Genomic DNA, 18,588 nt, shown 5'->3' with positions numbered 1-18,588 from the left:
AATGAGAAAAATCGATATAGATTACAACGCTCTTGCAACATTGTAAAATTGTTGTATATAAAATAAACAATAAAAGTTAAAAGAAAGGTAAAATAATGAATCATGGTATAATGATAAAAGACTTACATACTATTTTTTCATTTTGAGAGGAGCTTGAACATGTATTCTACTTTAGAACAATTAACAAAGCACCCTGTATTTTATCATTTTGCAGAAATTTCAAAGATTCCTAGAGGATCAGGTAATGAAAAGGAAATTAGTGATTATTTAGTGGGCTTTGCAAAAGAGCGTAACTTAGAAGTCATTCAAGATGAAGCATTAAATGTCATTATTAAAAAAGAAGCAACAGCTGGTTATGAAAATGTACCAGCTATTATTATTCAAGGTCATATGGATATGGTTTGCGAAAAAAATCAAGCAACAGTACATGATTTTGAAAAAGATCCAATTGAATTACGAATCATTGGGGACATGTTATATGCAAATCAAACAACTCTAGGTGCTGATAATGGTATTGCAGTTGCGTATGCATTAGCTTTATTAGATTCAAAAGAAATTCCGCATCCAGCACTTGAAGTCGTTATCACTACTGAAGAAGAAACGACAATGGGTGGGGCTTTTGCTATTGATCCAAATCATTTTGAAGGAAAGATATTTATAAATATTGATTCTGAAGAAGATCATAAATTACTTGTAAGTAGTGCAGGTGGTGCGAAAGCTGTTGAAACAATTCCCGTAATTTGGGATGAAACACCAGCGAATATGGATGCATACCGTCTATATGTTGGTGGTCTAAAAGGCGGACATTCTGGTATGGAAATTGATAAACAACGCGGTAATGCGAACAAAGTATTAGGACGAGTATTACGTGATTTATCAGCACATATGGAGTTTAACATAAGTGAAGTTCACGGCGGTTTAAAAACGAATGCAATTCCGCGTGAAAGTGTAGCTACAATTTTAATTCGTACAGAAGATGTAGGAAAAGTAGAAGAAAAATTAGAATCATGGACACGTGTATTACAAGAAGAAATGCGTGCTGTTGATCCAGATGTTCATGTTACACTGACAAAATTGGATGAAACAGTTGAAAAAGTATTTGCTAAAGAGACACAAAAGCAGCTTATTTCATCATTATTCTTAATTCCAAATGGCATTCAAAGCATGAGCATGGATATTAAAGGTCTTGTAGAAAGCTCAACGAATTTAGGTGTTATTGAAACATTGCGAGATGAAATTAAATTACGTAACGAAGTGCGAAGTTCTGTAAGTAGTTTAAAACAACATGTTGCAGAAGAAATAAAATATATTGCTGAATTAGTTGGTGCTACATTTGAAATAGAGTCAGAGTATCCAGAATGGCCATACAATCCAAACTCACAAATTCGTAATTTATTTGAAAAAGTACATCAAGAAAAATACAATAAAGAAATTGAAATCTTCGCTGTACATGCGGGGATTGAGTGTAGCGCATTCGTTCAAAAAATGCCTGAATTAGATGCAATTTCATTCGGACCAGACATCTTTAACGTCCACACTCCAGATGAACATATCAGTATCTCTTCTGTAGTGAATAACTGGGGATTCTTCGTTGATGTAATGAAGGCTACGAAAGAATTAGCTGAGTAATAACGACGGAATAAAAAGGAGCCTATAAAAATTTATAGGCTCCTTTTTTGTATTGGAATTTATCCCGCTATTTGCCGGGCAGCCCGATTGGTTCAACTAATAATCAGTGGGGGATGAATAAAACCACTACTGATTAAAGTTTCAATTTATGAGAAGTCATTTTTCGTTAGTATGTAATATTAAGCTTGAACAATTAATAAGGATGAATTGTTGATGTTTTTTAGTACTGATGAAGGGGTGGAGAAATGAAGGAAAGAAAGCATTTTATTGTTTGTATGTTTTTATTGTTCTTCACATTTAGTTTTATTGGTGTTCAGAAAATAATAGCAGAAGAAGTTGAATTTTCAGGAACAACAGCTCCATTGAATGTAAATGTTAGAGAGGCAAAAAGTTTGAATGCAAATATTGTAGATGTGATTCCCGGAAATACAACAGTATCTTTTAAAGGATGGGAGTATGGTGAAGCGGTTAAAGATTACTGGACAGGAAATTTAGATAATCGTTGGTTTTATTATTTTAAAGATGGAAAAAAAGTATATGTAACGTCAGCGTATATTAATGGAAATCCTCCAAATACATCAATAGATCGTAAATTATCTGTACCTAACATATTACAAGAAAGGTCAAATTGGTGTTGGGCAGGCACTTCGGTTTCAGTTTTAAATTATTTTGGAAAAACTCCTTCACAAGATCAGTACGTTAGGTATGTTAAGGGTGGATCATATAATAATCCTGCAACTTCACGTGAAATACAATATGGATTATCCGGATATGGGGTTAGCTCAGCTATAAGTTCTGGAGCAAAATCGTATGATTGGTTCAAAAGTCAAATTAATAGTAATCAGCCGATGATTGCACTCATTATGTGGCAAAATGGCGCTAACATCGGACACTTTTTAGTACTTGATGGGTTTTATAAAGGGACAAATGGAACAGATTATATAACATACATGGACCCTTGGTATGGTGATCATTATAATCATAATTTCAGTACGTTCCATAACAATAGTAATTTTTGGTGGAGTGAAACTGTTTATAATATCCATGCAAACTAATAATATTAAAAGCGGAGGTTCATAAATGGGAAAACTACTTAAGCTTGTGATACCGTGCATGTGCTTAATGACCGTTATTATTTTTGCTAGTAAAATTAGTTATGCATCAAAAAATAAAAGTGAATCAGTACAATCGATCGCATTAAAAGATTATCAATATAGTAAGGGAGGTTCTTCTGAAAATTTAAGTTTTGAAAAAATAACAACATCTCCATTTTCATTACCAATCTATGCAACTATTCCAGCACAGCAAATTTTAAATAGCTCTGAATTTAAGCATTTACTATTACCAACAAATGAAAAGCTGTGGTTTATTATGAAGGGTGAGCAGCCAGAAGGACTGATTGTTGCGAATGATACTGAACCGATTCGAACGGGCGGAGAAAATAGAAGTAAAGATTTATATGGATTATATAAAGCAATAAAAAATAATACAAATGAAACAAAAGATATTAGTTATTTCGAATTTGAAGGGCAAGGAATATTGGTAGTAAATCAAAATAATGATCAAGAAATATACCTTAGTAAAGGTGCCGCTGCCATATTAAAACTTCCTGCTGGTCAAAAAGTATTGAGCAGTGAAGTATTACAGAAAATGAAAGAGAGAATTGTAACTGGTTTTGAATAGTGTAATGTCTGATTCTTTTTTGTGTTTATATAAGGTTGAATAGGGAACAGGATCAATGGTAGCATTAGGGCATCTTTACTGTTTGAAACCTAATAGTGTATATAAAAAGGTTAGAGAAGTTAATTCTCTAACCTTTTTATATTAATGTATGAAATTTAAAAAGTGATGGAGTAAACCAAATAATAAAAGTTTGTCTGCTCTTCTATTCTTATTTGCAATTTAAACTCGTTATATTCCGCTATCTATTGTACAACCTTTTTACATAGCTGAATTTTTTTATTTGAAAATAAGGGTGCATCTATAAAACCATAATGATAAACTAAAATACCTAATTCCACTCTAGAATTAATATGCCATTTTTCTTTAATATGATTAATTATCGTTGAAATTCTTCGAGGGGTAACATATATTTTTTTGGAAATTTCTGCATCTGTATATCCTTTTGCTACATAAATAGCTACTTCTAACTCTCTTTCGGTCAACATTCTTTTCATAAAATACGCTCCTTCGAAATTATTTATATAAAAATCAAAAGAAACTATTAAAAGAAATAAAGGTGAAAAATCATATTTATTTTAATCAGGCTATTTGCGGATAGTAAGACTCCCACCTCAAAATTTAGATGTGGCAAAGAAGTCGAAATCCCTGTAAAAGCCTGCCTGGAGTGGACTGATAATCAGTGGGGGGGAATAAAACTCCCATTAATTATTAGTGAACCATATTTTAATAATTTCTCGTATTGTGATACAAGTTTGTAAAAGAAACTATAAATCCATATAATTAATAATTGTAACTATATTAATTTTACATTACATTAAAAGTTGGGAAATATTCTTATACTCATAAAGTGTTACATTTGAGGGAGGAAAGATGGAATTCTACAATCTTGGTATTATTATTAAAGAACTTAGAAAGAAAAAAAACATGTCACAATCTGAATTATGTCATGGAATATGTTCACAAAGTCAAATTAGTAAGATAGAAAAAGGTATTATTTATCCATCTAGCATATTGTTGTATCAATTATCTGAAAGACTTGGTATTGATCCAAATTATATATTCGCACTAACCAAAAATAAAAAAATAAAATATATTGAAAATGTAAAATGTGTAATGAGAGATTGTGTGAAACAAAAACAATATAATGAGCTTTACGAAATAGTAAAAAAAGAGAAAGATGAGAATAATTTTCAATCAAAAGAAGATAAACAATTTCTATTATGGCATGAAGCGATTGCTATATATTATGTAAATGGAGCAACAAGTAATGCCTTTGACATTTTAAATAGAGCACTAAAACAAACCTTAAGTAGTAGTAACTTTTTATCAGAAAAAGAAATAAGCATAATGAATTCAATTGCTATAATACATGCAGAAAATGAAGAGTATGAGAAAAGTATAAATATATTAAAACAAAGTTTAATTAATTTTAATAAGATAGAATTTCCTAGAGAAAAAGAAATCAAATTAAGACTCATTCATACGTTAACAAAATGTTTACACCTTGCAAATCAATATGAAGAAGCAATAAAGTATAGTGAAATAGGTATAAAATTAGCGATAAATATGAATACTTTATACTTATTAGGTGAATTGTTTTTTGAAAAAGGTGCAATTTTATTGAAAGTTCAGCACTCTAATGAAGTTGGTTTAACAGACATAAAAAAAGCATTATTTATATTTGAACTAACTGAAAGAAAACAATATATAAAAATGATCAAGGAAAAATATATTAAAAATCAAGAATAAACAAGAAAGAATTCTAACATAGACTATTCCTAATTGTTATTTATTTCTAAAAAAAGTACTGTAATACGAACTATTCCTAATTGTTGTTTATTGCTAAAATAAATACCGTAATATTAGATAAATATAAAGGGTGGCATTTTATGAAATCAAGAGGAATTACTCGTAAAGCAGATAGCATGGGGCGTATTGTTATTCCAATGGAAATAAGACGGAGTTTAGGAATTGTAGAAAAAGATTCTCTTGAAATGTTTATAGAAGAGGACCAGATTATTTTACGAAAATATCAATCTCCAAGAGCTTGTGCACTTACAGGGGATATTTCAGACAGCAATATTTCGTTAGCGAATGGGAAGATTATTGTAAGTCCAAACGGGATGGAACTGTTAATAAAGAAGTTACAGCAATATCTTTTAAAATAAAGTGAAACTTTAATCAGGGGGAGTTTTGTTCATCCCCACTGATTATCAGCCCTCACCAATCTTGCTTTTATGGGCAGCCCGACCCCCACCTAACTTCTTTGCTTCCGCTGTATTTCGAAGTAGGGGTCTTACTGCCCGGCAAATAGCGGGGTAAAAGGTAAGTAAGAACTTTAAAATAGAATATACTTGAAAAAAATCCCTCTATCAATTTAGGGGTTTTTTTTATTGTTATCAATAAAATTGAGGGGCCGTAGTTCGTTCAATGGAGTACGAATTACTTCATAAATAGTCTGACTATTTTTTATAAAAAAACTATTCATTTACATTTTTTGGTTTCGTGTTATATTTTTAATGTTAACATAGTTGTATTGAAAATTCTGATTTTAAAATTAGGAAAACTTTAGAAAATGAAAGAAATTTTTAAATTAAATTTACCAATTCAATAGAGGTTCGTCGGGGAAATGTACCTAAGAAGAAATCTCTTATAATCCACGTTTTTTATTTGTAAATCGGTAGTTCTAATAGCTCTGACGAAAAGCGAAGGAGCAAAAAAGAAATGGATAGTTTGTTTAATAGAAGATAGGGTATAAAAAATAAAACAACGGAGGTTTTATAATGAATAAAGGAATACTGCAGATTACAGAAATTGAAGAAATTAGCATTCCTAATGTATTGAAGGATAAAATGAAGAATCTGATAGAAAATGAATTGAAAACTCATAATCCTTATACTTGTGATCAAGAAATAGCAGCATATTTTTCAAAAGAGTGGCTTAATTGTTTGATTGACTATTCAAAGAAAAATCCGAATTCAGATATGAAAAACCTACTACATATAATAAAAATAGCGAATTGTGGTGGAAACGTACCACCTACTCTTATTAAAAATACTCCATGTGATCCTATGGAAACACTATTACCTGGGGAAAATCGCAGAGGTTTTAATTATGGCGAAGACGAACACGATAGAATGAAAAAATATTTTTATGCAGAATGGGTCACATGGCTTTTTGCCACACTTTTTAATTATGATGCTTTAATTCACCCATCCGAACATGCAGGGAAAAATAGATTTCATCTCATTTCACCTTTAAACAACGATGAAGTTTTGCGAAATGTCGGTGCAAGCACCGGTGGCGGGAACTTTTATCAACATAACGATGCCACAGTGTATACAGATATGAAAGACCAATCAGATATTGAAGCAAGATTGAAAACATTCAATACGAATTTAGAAATTGTATCAAATAGACTTAATAAATCCGTGGAACGAATAGTGTCTGAAATTACTTGTGGCAAATTTACTAGAGTTGATGCTCTTTTATTAAAAGGAGTGTTAAATTTAAAAACTCAAACTCATATTGGAACCCCAAAATTACTTCAAAAGCATCTTGAAGAAAATTTCTTCAGTAAAGATGACATATTGGCGGTAAGTAAAATGCCTATTGCTCATATCGCAGGAATGGCTGATGGTGAAATATCGGGATTTGTAGGAGAAATAAACCAAATTATATTTTTAGATGATAATGGTGATATTATTGCAACTTGTTTGAATGGAGCGGAAAATAGATTAATTTATGTGGGAGAAAGTGAAGAAGAAAAATTGAAATTTGACATGTTTTTAGAACTCTTACGAACAACGCCTACTTATAAGGTTCCACTTACATCTGAAGATTTATTACTTATACCAAATTCATACTATGGTAAACAAACAAATGTAACTCATGGTAGGGAAAGGTTATCTGAGGAAGAATATAAAATCCCGATTGGAAACAATAAATATGGAAGAAGAATTGTTTGCAGACAATACGTTTCCAGTCGATTACGTGATCAAAAAGAAAGTTACTTTACAGATTTAATTAACTAGTTTAAAGAGAGGAGGGACGATGGGGAGGTTTGGGTTATAATAGCTCAAGCCTTCCCATATTCTTTGTATGGATTTTACTATTGAATTACTTATACTACTATTTTTAGTAGCTGTATTAGCAGGATGGATAGATACGATTGCTGGGGGCGGTGGTATGATAACTATCCCGATAATGTTATTAGTAGGTATGTCTCCTTCTGTAGCGATAGCGACTAATAAACTACAAGGGAGTAGCGGAACTCTCATGGCAACAGTGTTTTTTATTAAGAAGAAAGAAATTAATCTTAAAGAAATGCGTTTGTCCATCTTAATGACCTTTTTGGGATCCGTTTTGGGTGGATGGCTTGTTTTACAGATACGAGCAGAATATTTAATCATGATATTACCTTTTTTACTTATTATTATTGGTCTTTATTTTCTATTATCTCCAAATATAGCAAACGAAGATCGACCGAGAAAAATAAGTATGTTGTTGTTTGCGTTAACAGTGGCTCCATTCCTTGGATTTTATGATGGTTTCTTTGGCCCAGGAACAGGTAGTTTAATTGCTTTAGCATTCATTCTTTTATATGGATATAGTGCTACAAGAGCAACTGCAAATGCTAAGATCTTGAATTTTACAAGTAATTTCGCTGCTTTGTTATATTTTATTATTTTTGGCCAAATCGATTGGACAATTGGGTTGATTATGATGCTTGGTCAAATTATAGGATCGTATATTGGAGCGAAGATGGTGCTTACAAAAGGGACGTCATTAATACGACCAATAGTGGTTATTGTTTGCTTTGTCATGGCAATTAAAATTTTTTTACAAAATATAAACTAAATGTAATCAATATATTATTTGGATCAAAGTTAGAGTGTTTTCACGTTCCTATTGCAGTATTACGCTGTTTAAGATGTGTTCAAAATTACACAATTTGACTAGTGTAATATATTGCGTTATGCTTTTTTATAGTATAAAAGAAAGGCTTGAAGATAATGATTCGTCGTTTGAGAAAGCTAAAAAATGTAGCAGTCGTAGTAAGCTTCTAAGTAAATAGCAAAATATATAATACTTAGAAGCGAGGAATAAAGTTATGAAGTATCCATTATTTAATCATTGGTCAGAAACAAAGTATATAAAAGATATAGTAACAAATCCACTCATTGAAGTAGGAGAGTACTCCTATTATTCAGGCTATTATAGCCATCAAAATTTTGAAGATGGCTGTGTAAGGTATTTGTGGGGAGATGCTAAGTCTCAAGCACTTTTCAATCCAATTGAACAGATGGGATGGCATCTTGATAAACTCATTATTGGGAATTATGTTTGCATTGCAAGTGGGGTAGTCATTTTAATGGGTGGTAATCATAATCATCACTCAGAATGGATTACAGTATATCCATTTGCTGAGCAAATCAAACAATCATATGAACCAAAGGGCGATACAGTCATTCAAAGTGATGCTTGGATTGGAATGAATGCTATAATAATGCCTGGCGTTACTATTGGTGAAGGTGCAATTGTTGCTGCAGGATCTGTCGTAAGTAAAGATGTTCCACCGTATACAATAGTTGGTGGAAATCCTGCTAAGGAAATAAAGAAACGATTCACTGATACAGAAATAAACATGTTAATGGAAATGCGTTGGTTTGATTGGGATAGGAAATTGATTGAGAAGGCAATTCCGCTGTTGTCTAGTCCATCCATCGAACCATTATTTGCTTTTTATAAAAATGAAGTGAAAAATAAATAAATCAGTTAGGAAAACTACATCCAGTATAGGGTGTAGTTTTTTATTTTTTGTAAATGTGGAACAAATGTATTATTTAGATTGTCTATTAACTGTAATCCTAAAAAATATGAAAGTGTGAATCATTTTGAAAAATATAAGGGGATTAAAAATAAGGATATGTGTGGGAATACAAAGTATTAGCGCACCTAAAAGTGTCGGATGAGGTGGTCTATATGAAAGCGATTCTAACGTTTTATATGTATATACAATTTGAGAACACTGTCTATTTTTTGCGGGATTATGTTAGAATAACGCTTTTTTTGAGTACAAAGAAATTGGAGGTAACAGAAGTGAAAGGTATGTTTTGCAAGAGAGTTATTGCAATAGTAACAGTGCTTACAATATTTTGTAGCATGGTCGTTACAATTGGAAAAGCAGCAGCGGAAACAGATCCTGCTATAGACGTTGAAGCAGGATCAGCAATTTTAATAGAAGCAAATTCCGGGAAAATTTTATATGAAAAAAATGCAGATGAATCATTGGCAATTGCTAGTATGACAAAAATGATGAGCGAATACTTAGTTCATGAAGCGGTGGATAAAGGAAAACTTAAATGGGATCAAAAAGTTAAAATCTCTGAATATGCACATAAGATTTCGCAAGATCGTTCACTATCAAATGTTCCATTAGAAAATGGTGGCTCTTATACGGTAAAAGAGTTATATGAGGCAATGGCAATTTACTCTGCAAATGGTGCAACAATTGCTTTAGTTGAACAGATTGCTGGTAAAGAGGTCAATTTTGTAAAAATGATGAACGATAAGTCAAAAGAGTTTGGTATGAAAGATTATAAGTTTGTAAACTCTACTGGCTTAACAAATCAAGATTTAAAAGGATATCATCTAGAAGGGACAACTCTAGAAGAGAAAAATAAAATGTCTGCAAGGGATTGTGCAATTTTAGCACAACGTCTTATTCAAGATTTCCCCCAAATATTAAATACAGCAAAAATTCCTAAAAAAACATTCCAAGAGGGTGGTAAATATCCAATTGATATGGCGAACTTTAACTGGATGTTAAAAGGCTTAATTAAGCAATATGAAGGTGTAGATGGTTTGAAAACAGGAACTACTCCAGAAGCGGGAGATTGTTTCACTGGTACAGTAGAAAGAAATGGTATGCGACTAATTTCTGTAGTGATAAAAGCAAAATCTCATACGGCACGTTTTGATGAAACAAAGAAATTATACGATTATGGATTTGCGAATTTTGAAGTGAAGAATGTCTACGGAAAAGATTCAGTAATAAAAGGACATGAAACAGTTCGAGTGGCAAATGCAAAAGAAAAAGATGTAGTAGTTCAAACGAAGCAAGCTGTTTCACTTCCAATGCCGAAGGGCAATAAAGACATTTATAAAAAAGAATTTAAAGTATCCAATATGGAACAAGGAGCGCCTATTAAAGAGGGGGGAACTATTAGTAAAATGATTATCTCTCCTAAAGATAATACAGATTCTGGTTTCTTATCAGGTAAATCATTACAAATAGACCTTGTAACAAAATCTGATGTCGAACAAGCAAATTGGCTTACACGTTTTATACGTAAAACAGGATCTTTTTTTAGTGGTATGTGGGATCGTTCGATTGATATAGTAAAAAGCTAATTTTATAGGATACAACTAAATATTAGTTTGAAACAAAAGATTTCAAAGTACTATAGATTCTTATGTGGATAGCTTGGAATGTCAGGGTGTAATTTTTTCTTCTTACTTTGTGCATTGCAATGACACTACTTTTTTCTATAGTTTCATATCATTTAATCGAAAAGAAATGTATCAACTGGGCGAAACAAAGAACAACAAATTTTTTGAAAAAAGTATAATTCCTAGATAGATTTTATTTCTTTAGTAAATATATGAATATGACCGATTCTGAATGTAAATATAGTAAAGTGGAATATAATTGAAATCGAAAACCACTTAGAAATAACAATTACGGTGTGAGCTATTGTATAGTATAGATATGGTTAATAATAAAGGGGGAATACATATGTGGAAGCGATTTGTAGCAATTGGTGATAGTTTTACAGAGGGGATAGGGGATCAAGTTGAGGGAATTGCATTAAAAAGCTGGGTAGATCATTTTGTTCAACTGTGTGAAAATGATATAGAATATGCCAATTTTGCAAAGCGTGGGTTAGTAACTAAAGAAATTCGCTCGCAGCAATTGGAAAAGGCGTTAACTTTTAATCCAGATTTGGTTAGTCTCATTGCAGGGGCAAACGATGTTTTAAAAGGACGTTGGAATCATGATGCATATAAGAACGATATGGATTTTATGATAGATACATTAAGTAAAGCAGGGGCTGATATTATTATAGCAAACCTTCCAGATTTTACAGTTAGGCTTCCTTTTGCTTCTGAAAAAAAACAAGTAATAAAAGAACAATTATTAGAGGCAAATGAAGTTATACATTCACTGAGCAGAGAGTATAAGCTTCATCATGTTGATTTTTGGAATCATCATTTAGTTAATGACAATACGCTTTGGTCTAAGGATTTAATTCATCCAAACTCAAAAGGATATGTAAAAGTTGCTGAATTAATTTTTAGTAGTTTGCCTGTACAGAAGACAAAATAATAGTTTGCAATGTAACGAATATGATATTAAGTGTATGAAGCTATGTTTTTTAGTAAATGGAAGAATTAAACATTTAGCAAACAAAGCGTTTCTACGATATATTTCTACAGTAGTGCACAAATACAGAATCACAAAGAAAGATCACTTATGGAAATAGGTGGTCTTTAAATGTTTTTATAACTAAATTAGTATATACTGTATTACTAACAATTTCGTACTACATAAAAATTAAGTTCTCTTATAGAAAAACTGATTTTATATTATCTTAAAATATAATAAAACGTTCAAATCATATTTTGGGTATGTATCCTAATTGTGAATGATGTGTAATTTTTTTGAAGTATAAATATCCAATAAATAAAATAGGTAGTAGGTGCAGAAGTATTAATACTATATTATTCAATTCTTGTTATGAGTACATTAGTGATTGGTAATATTATATTTTTATTATCAACTTTAGTTATTGGAATTAATTTGCATAGAAAATATGTAGGATAAGAAAAAAATATACTTTATTGTATATTTTTTTTGTTTAGTAGGATTTACGGTCTCTTTAAACTATTATGTTAATAAAATTAAAAAACTTAATTCTTGATACCCTTATGGTTAAAGCTATCTATAAAATGAAAATATAAATAAATAATAGTTTGTTATGATTTGTGGATTTGGTTTTTTATCCGAATTTTCTGATTCAAATATTTCAACTTTATGAATATAGTAGGTGAAATATTTGTGTGATAGTATTTGAGATAGAAAAAAGCCAACTTTAAAAAGGATGTGAATTGAATGTGTAAACGACTGTAAAGGGGTATATTAAGGCAACGTTTAGCTGTTATTAGTGTAAGGTAAAGATATATTTTGTAACAGTTGATATAAAAATGAAGAAATAGGTACGCTTTTGCTTGTCTGACTATTTCAAATATATGAAAAATAAGGCTGGTTTGAGTTTTGACGAAGTTAAATTCTAGGTGAGATGTTAATAATAATTAATTAGGTTTAATAAAGGGGTACCTTATACGCAAAAGCGTTTATATTAGTAACTTAAGGAGCTTGCTTTTATGAAAACTACCGATTCAAAAGGCCTATTAGGAAATAGGGTTTATTTACAAGTTTTCTCTGCCTATTCATTGCTTATGCTTGGTGTTTTTATTGATATGTTAGCGATTATGACTATAGTTGGGTTTGAATGGGAAGTAGATCCTACTATGATTGGGTTGATCCCTGTTGCATATGCACTTCCTGGAATTATTTTTGGCTCATGGGCAGGTGTTATTGCGGATCGTTTTAGAAAAATTCCAATTATGATGTTCTGTAATCTAATGGTTGGTCTAATAACAATTGCTCTTTTATTTGTACAAGATATCCACTGGCTCTTAGTGGCATTAATGATTCGTTCCATTTTTATTGTTTTCTATTATCCTGCACAGCAAACACTAACAAGACAGATTGTATCCCCGGACTTGCTTACTAAAGCAGTAAGTATCAACGGAATAGTAGAGCAGGGTACAAAGATAGTAGGCCCACTTATAGGGGGCATGTTGCTGAGCTGGTTTCAACCAGAGTTCTGCCTCATTATAAGAGCTATAAGTTGTTTATTAGCTACCTTGGTTCTGATACCCACAATAAAATTTAAAGAAACTATATCGAAAGAATTTGTTGAAAAGCAAAAACAAAGTACTTGGACCGCTTGGGTACAAGGGTGGGGTTATGTGTTATCTAATCGGATAATATTATCAACCATGATTTTCGTTACAATAGCCATGGCAGTATTACAATTAGTAGACTCACAATTCCCAACTTTATTTAAGAGCTTATTCCCACATGATAAAAGTAAAATGGGATATATCATTTCTATTATTGGTCTTGGCGGAATACTTGGTGCATTACTAACTCAGAAATTAAAACAATTTCAATATGGCTGGGTAGTATGTGGAGGTATGGTTTTAATGGGAATTGGTTTTGGGGGGATTGGTTTGATAACGCCCGGTACGGTCTTCGTTTTAGCCTATTTAATTAGTTTTATCGCTGGTATCGGAAGTGGGCTGATGCTTGTATCTAATCAAGTCATTTTACAAATAGAATCCGATCAAGATCAAGTAGGAAGAGTATTTGGTATACAAAGCAGTTTAACAAACGCAGTTCTAATTATTTCTCCTGCTATGAGTGGTCCATTAGTGCATTTGTTTGGAGTAACTCAACTCTATGTTTATGGAGGGATTGGGCTTGTTATTATTGGAGTAATTGGAGTTTCACTGCAGAAATATTTATGGGCTAAACATAAACACGAACCTATAAGAGCAAATAATTTTTGAAGGGAAGATTTTTATGACCAATGAGGAATGCTATCCATTAAGCCATCCGCAGCGAAGAATATGGTATACAGAAGTCGTTCATTCTGATAAAGGAATATGTAATTTAAGATTTTTATTTAAACTTCATCGAAAAATGAATTATTCAAAATTAAACCAAGTTGTGAATCGCGTTATCAGTGAAAATGACGGTCTGTGCATTAGGTTAAAAGAAAATGGGCATCAGGAACCGAAACAATATTTTACTAAACATGAAGAACAAGAATTTGAGTTTTTTGATTTCAGTAATGTGGAGAATACAAATTTGCTTGAGGAATGGATTGAGCAGAAAACAAAAGAAACGTTTACATTATTTAATTCAAATTTATACTATTTCGCTTTAATAAAATTAAACGATAATGAATGTGCAGTCTTTGGAAATGTTCATCATATTATTATGGATGGTTTATCAATTCAAATATTTACTGAGCAGATTGCAAAATATTATTATGACATGCATAACGAGAATGAGGAAGGCGAAATTAAAAATTCATATGTTCAATTTCTGACCAACGAACAAACATACTTGAATAGTAGTCGCTTTCAAAAAGATCAAAAATTTTGGTTAGAGGAATTTAAAACACTGCCATCTGTGACTGGATTGAAGCCTTATAATATGTACCAAGTTAGTACAAAAGCATCACGTGAGACGTTTATATTAACGGAACATTTGAAGAGAAAGATAGAAAAATTTTCTGAAGATTACAAAATTAGTTTGTATACTCTTTTTGTTGCTGCTTTCTCGTTGTCCATGTATCGGTGGACCTCATCGCTTGATATTGGTTTAGGAATGGCTTACGGCAACCGTATGACTAAAATGGAACGAAAATTGATTGGAATGATGGTGAGTACAGTTCCTTTAAGAATGGATATTGATCCAGAAGAAGAAGTACTTTCATTTATTAGTAGAGTGTCCAGAAAACAAAGTAAATCATTAAGACACCAGAAATATCCATTTGATTTGTTATTAAAGCAGATTAATAAAGAGAATAACAGTAATGTGAGACTTTTCGGAACTACGATTGATTATAGGGATCGTGATGAAAGTGGTGACTCACTATGGATTCCAAACCGTGAAGAAGTACAAGATTTTGCAGTTCATATTGAAAATCTAATTGATATAGACTCTTTACATTTACATATTGATTATCGTGAGGAGCTATTTTCTAAGGAAGAGATAGAACGATTCTTTAACGTTATGCTAGTGATACTGGAAAATATTTTTGAAAACCCAAAGCAGAAGGTGGCTGAAATAGAAATCATTTCTGAGGAAGATAAAAGAAAAAGTTTAGTTGAGTTCAACAATCCTAAACTGGATGTCCCGCCTCAAGTAACTATTCATGAAATGTTCAAACGGCAAGCGATGATTTATCCAAATGCTATTGCAGTTACGTATGAAAAAGAAAAAATTACTTATAAGGAGCTTAATGAACGTGCAAACCAGTTAGCTCATTATCTGCAGAAAAAGGGAGTAGGACCTGATACTTTAGTTGGACTGTGCGTTAAACGTTCCCTCGAAATGATTGTAGGTATTTTAGGAATTTTGAAGGCTGGTGGGGCTTATGTTCCACTTGATCCAACATATCCAGAGCAGCGACTTCAATATATTTTAGAAGATGCTAGCATTCAGTTATTCGTAACGCAAGAAAGTTTAAAAGAATTGAACTGGTTACCAGAAAATGTTGAGTCGATTTGCCTGGATCGTGATCAAGATGAGATTGGGAAAGAAAGTAAGACTTTGCCGGTTTCTAGTGTCGGTCCCCAAAATCTGGCATATGTAATCTATACTTCGGGATCAACGGGAAATCCAAAAGGCGTTATGATAGAGCATCACAATGTTATACGGTTATTTAAATCGACGGATTGTTTGTATCAGTTTAATGAAAAAGATACTTGGACGCTTTTTCATTCGTATGCATTTGATTTCTCAGTATGGGAAATTTGGGGAGCGTTATTATATGGTGGGAAATTAGTTGTTGTTCCGTACTGGATTAGTCGATCACCTAAGGATTTTTATCAATTATTGGTGGAGGAAGAAGTCACAGTTCTAAATCAGACACCTTCCGCATTCCGCCAATTAATACGAGTGTGTGAACAAGAAGATAAGAATAAAAATTTGCAGCTGCGTTACGTGATATTTGGCGGAGAAGCGTTAGAACCTATTGGCTTGTTACCGTGGTTTCAAAGGTATGGGGAGAAAAAACCACAGTTAATTAATATGTATGGAATTACCGAAACTACAGTTCATGTTACATATTATCCAATTACTCTAGATGATGTGCAGCATGCTTCAAGAAGTAATATTGGAAAGCGGATTCCCGATTTAGAAGTGTATATACTAGACGCTTATCAACAACCTGTTCCTATAGGTGTTGATGGTGAACTTTATATTGGTGGAGCAGGATTGGCACGTGGATATTTAAATAGACCTGAATTAACAGCAGAGCGTTTTATATCTCATCCATTTAGTAGTAATCCGAAAGCAAGATTATACCGGACAGGAGACTTAGCTAGGTATTTGCCAGATGGGAATCTAGATTATCGTGGAAGAATTGATCATCAGGTTAAAATACGTGGTTTCAGAATTGAGATTGGGGAAATTGAGTCTACTTTAAATACATATGCATCTGTAACAGAGGCAGTTGTAATTGTAAGAGAAGATCAGCCGGGCGATAAAAGATTAGTAGCATATGTTGTAGGAGATGGAAATGTAGATGCGTGGAGAGAGTATCTTAAAGCGAAATTACCAAGTTATATGGTTCCTTCGGGATTTGTGGCGATGGAAGCTATTCCACTTACAGCTAACGGTAAAGTTGATCGTGAGGCCTTACCTATGCCAGAGGAAAAGCAGATTAATAGTGAATGTGTTGGCCCTCGGAATAGTAACGAACAGATACTGACTACCATTTGGAAGCGAGTATTAGGTGTTAAAAAGGTGGGAATCTATGATAATTTCTTTGAAATTGGTGGCGACTCGATTCTCAGTATTCAAATCATATCTCAAGCAAGTCAAGTGGGGTTAAAACTTACTCCAAAGCAAATGTTTGAATGCCCAACTATCGCTGAGCTGGCACAAGTGGCTATAGAAACGCAGGGAGTACAAGCGGAGCAGGGAATTGTGATAGGTGATGTGCCTCTTACTCCAATTCAGTGCTGGTTCTTCGAGCAAGAACATCCACATACAGAGCATTGGAATCAATCAATGCTTTTAAGAGTAAAAGAAAGATTGAATGTGAAATTACTAGAGGGAGCGATATTAAATTTACTGAAACATCATGATGCTTTACGTTTCCGGTACGAACAGTTACCAAACGGAACGTGGAGGCAGAGAAATGAAGGGACTGATGAGCTGTCAGTACTCCATGTTGTAAAACGTAATCAAGTTAATGAAAAAGAGTGGAATAAAATAATACAAGAAGAGATGAACATTAATCAAGCTAGTTTCAATTTAGTTACTGGTCCGTTAATGAGAGTAGTGTACTTTGAAGATAACTTGACTGGAAATGATCGAATATTCTGGGTGATTCATCATTTAGTAGTAGATGGAGTGTCATGGAGGATTCTATTGGAAGATTTACAGGTGGTATATAACCAGATGAAACAAGGTCAAGAAGTTCGCTTACCTGCGAAAAGTACATCTTTTAAAGAGTGGTCTGAACGACTCCAGACATACAGTGATTCGGGTATTTCAAAAGAAGTACAAAATTATTGGAATGAACAAGTAGAAAAAGAAACGATGAAAATTCCAATGGACTATCCAATACAAGAAACAACAGAAGAATCGATTGATCAAGTGACGAGGACTCTAGGAATAGAAGAAACACAAACATTGTTACACGAAGTTCTAGTCACTCATAAGACAAGGATTGATGAGGTACTATTAACGGCATTAGGACAAGCTATCGTTGATTGTATAAATCAGCAAACTGTTTCTATTCATCTAGAAGGACACGGAAGAGAAGAGATGATTGAAGGTATTGATTTATCAAGGACAGTGGGCTGGTTCACGAGTATTTATCCCGTTCATCTCAATTTTCAAGGAACTCAGACACCTATTGAAGGGTTAAAGGCTGTCAAAGAACAATTACGTCGAATTCCAAATCGCGGAGTTGACTATGGTATTTTACGTTACTTGAATAAAGAAATACTTCCGTTTTATCAGCAAAAGCCTTCAATAAGCTTTAACTATTTGGGCCAATTTGATCAGGTGTTTTCAAAGGAATCTTTGTTTGTGCAAGAGGCAGGGTTTACATTTTTAGATCATGCTCCAGATTCCAAACCATCTCATCTAATTGAAGTTATCGGAATGGTGAAAGATGAAAAGTTACATTTTATTTGGATGTATAGTAGGGAACAGTTTTCTAAATTAAAAATTCAAGTGATAGCAGATGGTATGTTAAGGCATCTCCATCAACTTATAAATAAACCAACAACAGAGTCTGCTTTTACGGTATCAGATTTTGCTGATGCAGAGGATCTTACGGAAGAAAGCTTAAGCAAAGTATTACTTAAATTAACAAAGAAGAGGGTGTAAAA

At 32.7% G+C, this 18,588-nt stretch carries 13 protein-coding genes and 1 pseudogene; 13 read left to right on the top strand and 1 reads right to left on the bottom strand.

The features are described 5' to 3' along the window. Nucleotides 1-159 precede the first annotated feature (159 nt). The 3 genes from pepD (at nt 160) to ACTFP3_RS22455 (ending at nt 3,312) form a co-directional block, all read left to right on the top strand. Nucleotides 160-1,629 (top strand): beta-Ala-His dipeptidase, encoded by a 1,470-nt coding sequence (gene pepD, locus ACTFP3_RS22465; protein ID WP_440011315.1) that lies wholly within the window; start codon nt 160-162, stop codon nt 1,627-1,629. 245 nt (nt 1,630-1,874) lie between these two features. After that, complete coding sequence (locus ACTFP3_RS22460) at nt 1,875-2,684, top strand: papain-like cysteine protease family protein (protein WP_000664546.1); 810 nt, start codon at nt 1,875-1,877, stop codon at nt 2,682-2,684. A gap of 25 nt (nt 2,685-2,709) precedes the next feature. Continuing rightward, a complete protein-coding gene (locus ACTFP3_RS22455; RefSeq protein ID WP_000517267.1) occupies nt 2,710-3,312 on the top strand; it encodes a hypothetical protein in 603 nt (200 codons plus the stop codon). A gap of 242 nt (nt 3,313-3,554) precedes the next feature. Here the strand turns inward: ACTFP3_RS22455 and ACTFP3_RS22450 are convergent, their stop codons facing one another. Continuing rightward, nucleotides 3,555-3,806: a response regulator transcription factor gene (locus tag ACTFP3_RS22450; RefSeq protein WP_000827560.1), complete on the bottom strand. Its 252-nt coding sequence runs from the start codon at nt 3,804-3,806 to the stop codon at nt 3,555-3,557. A gap of 376 nt (nt 3,807-4,182) precedes the next feature. On the opposite strand from ACTFP3_RS22450, the gene ACTFP3_RS22445 reads away from it, so the two are divergent. The 10 genes and pseudogenes from ACTFP3_RS22445 to ACTFP3_RS22400 all read left to right on the top strand — a co-directional run bounded on the left by ACTFP3_RS22445 (nt 4,183) and on the right by ACTFP3_RS22400 (nt 18,586). Beyond that, on the top strand, nt 4,183-5,061 hold the full coding sequence (locus tag ACTFP3_RS22445) for a helix-turn-helix domain-containing protein (RefSeq protein ID WP_000397979.1): 879 nt from the start codon (nt 4,183-4,185) through the stop codon (nt 5,059-5,061). Between the two features lie 140 nt (nt 5,062-5,201). Continuing rightward, nucleotides 5,202-5,480 (top strand): AbrB/MazE/SpoVT family DNA-binding domain-containing protein, encoded by a 279-nt coding sequence (locus tag ACTFP3_RS22440; RefSeq protein WP_000842216.1) that lies wholly within the window; start codon nt 5,202-5,204, stop codon nt 5,478-5,480. A 615-nt stretch (nt 5,481-6,095) separates the two neighbouring features. After that, nucleotides 6,096-7,346, top strand: a complete 1,251-nt coding sequence (locus tag ACTFP3_RS22435; protein WP_063536373.1) for a hypothetical protein — start codon at nt 6,096-6,098, stop codon at nt 7,344-7,346. 67 nt (nt 7,347-7,413) lie between these two features. Next, the gene (locus ACTFP3_RS22430; protein ID WP_440011312.1) at nt 7,414-8,172 is read left to right on the top strand and encodes a TSUP family transporter; all 759 of its coding nucleotides are present in this window, start codon (nt 7,414-7,416) and stop codon (nt 8,170-8,172) included. A 253-nt stretch (nt 8,173-8,425) separates the two neighbouring features. Then, on the top strand, nt 8,426-9,085 hold the full coding sequence (locus ACTFP3_RS22425; RefSeq protein ID WP_000876938.1) for a CatB-related O-acetyltransferase: 660 nt from the start codon (nt 8,426-8,428) through the stop codon (nt 9,083-9,085). A gap of 329 nt (nt 9,086-9,414) precedes the next feature. Further along, nucleotides 9,415-10,728, top strand: a complete 1,314-nt coding sequence (locus ACTFP3_RS22420; protein ID WP_011110099.1) for a D-alanyl-D-alanine carboxypeptidase family protein — start codon at nt 9,415-9,417, stop codon at nt 10,726-10,728. A 92-nt stretch (nt 10,729-10,820) separates the two neighbouring features. Beyond that, nucleotides 10,821-10,946: pseudogene (locus ACTFP3_RS22415) on the top strand (acyltransferase family protein); the annotation flags it as partial. A 167-nt stretch (nt 10,947-11,113) separates the two neighbouring features. Beyond that, nucleotides 11,114-11,704 (top strand): SGNH/GDSL hydrolase family protein, encoded by a 591-nt coding sequence (locus ACTFP3_RS22410; RefSeq protein ID WP_113303325.1) that lies wholly within the window; start codon nt 11,114-11,116, stop codon nt 11,702-11,704. A 1,058-nt stretch (nt 11,705-12,762) separates the two neighbouring features. Further along, nucleotides 12,763-14,016 carry an MFS transporter gene (locus tag ACTFP3_RS22405; RefSeq protein ID WP_000858613.1) on the top strand — a complete coding sequence of 418 codons (1,254 nt, stop codon included), beginning with the start codon at nt 12,763-12,765 and terminating at the stop codon, nt 14,014-14,016. A 13-nt stretch (nt 14,017-14,029) separates the two neighbouring features. Next, nucleotides 14,030-18,586, top strand: a complete 4,557-nt coding sequence (locus ACTFP3_RS22400; protein ID WP_440011310.1) for an amino acid adenylation domain-containing protein — start codon at nt 14,030-14,032, stop codon at nt 18,584-18,586. Nucleotides 18,587-18,588: the final 2 nt, after the last annotated feature.

It is taken from the genome of Bacillus cereus group sp. MYBK5-2, assembly GCF_051915685.1.
GTDB lineage: Bacteria > Bacillota > Bacilli > Bacillales > Bacillaceae_G > Bacillus_A > Bacillus_A cereus.
The sequence above is the reverse complement of the archived record's forward strand: the minus strand, read 5'-3'. Positions and strand labels throughout refer to the sequence as shown.

Bases quoted from the DNA above. Each gene is read 5' to 3' on its own strand.
- ACTFP3_RS22400 (WP_440011310.1), top strand. From the start codon at position 14,030: ATGACCAATGAGGAATGCTATCCATTAAGCCATCCGCAGCGAAGAATA.
- ACTFP3_RS22445 (WP_000397979.1), top strand. From the start codon at position 4,183: ATGGAATTCTACAATCTTGGTATTATTATTAAAGAACTTAGAAAGAAA.
- ACTFP3_RS22410 (WP_113303325.1), top strand. From the start codon at position 11,114: ATGTGGAAGCGATTTGTAGCAATTGGTGATAGTTTTACAGAGGGGATA.
- ACTFP3_RS22435 (WP_063536373.1), top strand. From the start codon at position 6,096: ATGAATAAAGGAATACTGCAGATTACAGAAATTGAAGAAATTAGCATT.
- ACTFP3_RS22460 (WP_000664546.1), top strand. From the start codon at position 1,875: ATGAAGGAAAGAAAGCATTTTATTGTTTGTATGTTTTTATTGTTCTTC.
- ACTFP3_RS22450 (WP_000827560.1), bottom strand. From the start codon at position 3,806: ATGAAAAGAATGTTGACCGAAAGAGAGTTAGAAGTAGCTATTTATGTA.
- ACTFP3_RS22405 (WP_000858613.1), top strand. From the start codon at position 12,763: ATGAAAACTACCGATTCAAAAGGCCTATTAGGAAATAGGGTTTATTTA.
- ACTFP3_RS22440 (WP_000842216.1), top strand. From the start codon at position 5,202: ATGAAATCAAGAGGAATTACTCGTAAAGCAGATAGCATGGGGCGTATT.
- ACTFP3_RS22425 (WP_000876938.1), top strand. From the start codon at position 8,426: ATGAAGTATCCATTATTTAATCATTGGTCAGAAACAAAGTATATAAAA.
- ACTFP3_RS22430 (WP_440011312.1), top strand. From the start codon at position 7,414: ATGGATTTTACTATTGAATTACTTATACTACTATTTTTAGTAGCTGTA.
- pepD (WP_440011315.1), top strand. From the start codon at position 160: ATGTATTCTACTTTAGAACAATTAACAAAGCACCCTGTATTTTATCAT.
- ACTFP3_RS22455 (WP_000517267.1), top strand. From the start codon at position 2,710: ATGGGAAAACTACTTAAGCTTGTGATACCGTGCATGTGCTTAATGACC.